This window comes from uncultured Jatrophihabitans sp., from assembly GCF_964246335.1.
Lineage (GTDB): Bacteria > Actinomycetota > Actinomycetes > Mycobacteriales > Jatrophihabitantaceae > Jatrophihabitans.
Genome location: NZ_CAXTQF010000119.1, coordinates 2,546 through 4,134, shown reverse-complemented (window position 1 = coordinate 4,134; position 1,589 = coordinate 2,546). Strand labels below are relative to the sequence as shown.

The window sequence follows — 1,589 nt, the reverse complement described above, 5'->3', positions numbered from 1 at the left end:
GCCATGACTCAAGTATGGACGCGATCACTTATACAGTCAAGGGATAATTACCACAGAACCGCGCCCACGAGGCAGACATCGTCTCGTACGGGAGGGTAGGCGGTTGCGAGGGCAGCACGTAGCAAGCACTGCAGCGCGCAGGGTTGACGGGCTGCTCGTCAGGTCGGCGGACGGCGGGGCAGGCTCGCACTGTCCCATGACGCCATGACCCTGACCGGCAAGATGATCACCGGGCCACAACTCGACGAAGCCATCGGCCAGTTGCAAGGCGGTCGCGCAGCACCTCAGCTGACCCGAGCCCGCGAATGTCTGTTCCGTGCCTGGGATCAGGTCAAGATCGGCGCAGCGGTGGCCTCGTCCACACCGTGCTCGGCCAGGACGGCCAGGCCTTGCACGACCGCTTGACTGTCCTCGTAGGCCAGCAATTCCACAACGCGCCCGCGGCGCACGTGGATGATGTGCACGCCACGGTTCAGGTAGCGAGGTCCGTGCACCGGTGTCACCTCGGCCACCCACTCGACCGGCACCACGAGATTCCACGGCGGCCCGCTCACGACCACCCGGGTGACGGTGAACTGCAAGCTGAACAGCCGGAACAGCCGGGCGAACCACTGCTCGACGCCATCGCGGGTGTGCCGATCACCACCCAGTGCGTGGTCGCCGGCGAACCGGTGGTGCACGCGCGGATCCATCCGAGGCAGCACGGCGGCGTAGTCGCCGCGGCTGAGGTCGGCGAACACACGTTCAATGAGCCGTCGGACGATGGGCTGATACATCTGGCGTCCCCCTTGCGGCCGGGGCAGGCCGGTCACCGAGGTCTTTCCCTTATTGGTCCCCGGTCGACGCAGGCTGGGCATGTCGCCGCCATGTCCCGATAATCACCGCATGACCACGGCAGCCGACGCGTACACGACGCGAGCACTGACCGCGCAGACGTGGGACGACTTCGCCGCGTTGGTCGAGGAGAACAACGGAGTGTGGGGCGGGTGCTGGTGCATGGGCTTCCACCCGGAAGGCGTCCGCGGCGCGACGAGCGCGCAGGACAACCAGGCGGCCAAGCGAGCGCACGTCGACGGCGGCACGTGCCATCAGCTCCTGGTGTACGCGGACGACCGATGCATCGGCTGGTGCCAGTACGGGCCGCCCGCCGAGCTGCCGAACATCTCGAACCGCAAGACCTACGACAAGGAGCTCGACCGCTTACCCGACTGGCGGATCGGGTGCATCTTCACCGGCAAGGGGCACCGCGGTCACGGCGTGGCCCGCGCGGCCGTCGCCGCGGCGCTGGCGCAGATCGAGACGGCCGGCGGGGGCGTCGTCGAGGCCTACCCAGAGCAGAGTGCGGATCGGCCGGCGCAGCGCGGCGCCTACTTCCACACCGGACCCGAGTCGCTGTACAGCCAGTTCGGCTTCGAACGCGTCCGCCGCATCGCTTAATGGCGGTGGGTCATGCGCCTCGAGATACCCGCATAGCTCGGTTCGGAGCGGTCAGCCGGCGTGCACCGGTGGACCGGCGGGACGGCTGGCCGCGGGCCGCCCCCCGCCGCGCGGCGCGCCGCCGGGGGCCGGGGCCGGCGGGGGCAACCGCG

The 1,589-nt window shown here is 69.1% G+C and carries 2 protein-coding genes and 1 pseudogene (1 of these 3 cut by a window edge); 1 reads left to right on the top strand and 2 read right to left on the bottom strand.

The annotated features are described in order from the left end of the window. Positions 1-326: 326 nt before the first annotated feature. Entirely contained in the window at positions 327-776 is a 450-nt protein-coding gene (locus tag ACFFCN_RS18515) for a nuclear transport factor 2 family protein (RefSeq protein WP_375494073.1), read from the bottom strand. A 109-nt stretch (positions 777-885) separates the two neighbouring features. On the opposite strand from ACFFCN_RS18515, the gene ACFFCN_RS18510 reads away from it, so the two are divergent. Continuing rightward, a complete protein-coding gene (locus ACFFCN_RS18510) occupies positions 886-1,437 on the top strand; it encodes a GNAT family N-acetyltransferase (RefSeq protein WP_375494071.1) in 552 nt (183 codons plus the stop codon). Positions 1,438-1,447: 10 nt separating this feature from the next. On the opposite strand, the pseudogene ACFFCN_RS18505 reads toward ACFFCN_RS18510, so the two are convergent. Next, positions 1,448-1,589 (bottom strand): annotated as a pseudogene (locus ACFFCN_RS18505) (Rne/Rng family ribonuclease); its annotated part runs 2,545 nt beyond the window's last position; the annotation flags it as partial.

Coding starts and splice junctions, on each gene's coding strand:
- ACFFCN_RS18515 (WP_375494073.1), bottom strand. CDS start 776: ATGTATCAGCCCATCGTCCGACGGCTCATTGAACGTGTGTTCGCCGAC.
- ACFFCN_RS18510 (WP_375494071.1), top strand. CDS start 886: ATGACCACGGCAGCCGACGCGTACACGACGCGAGCACTGACCGCGCAG.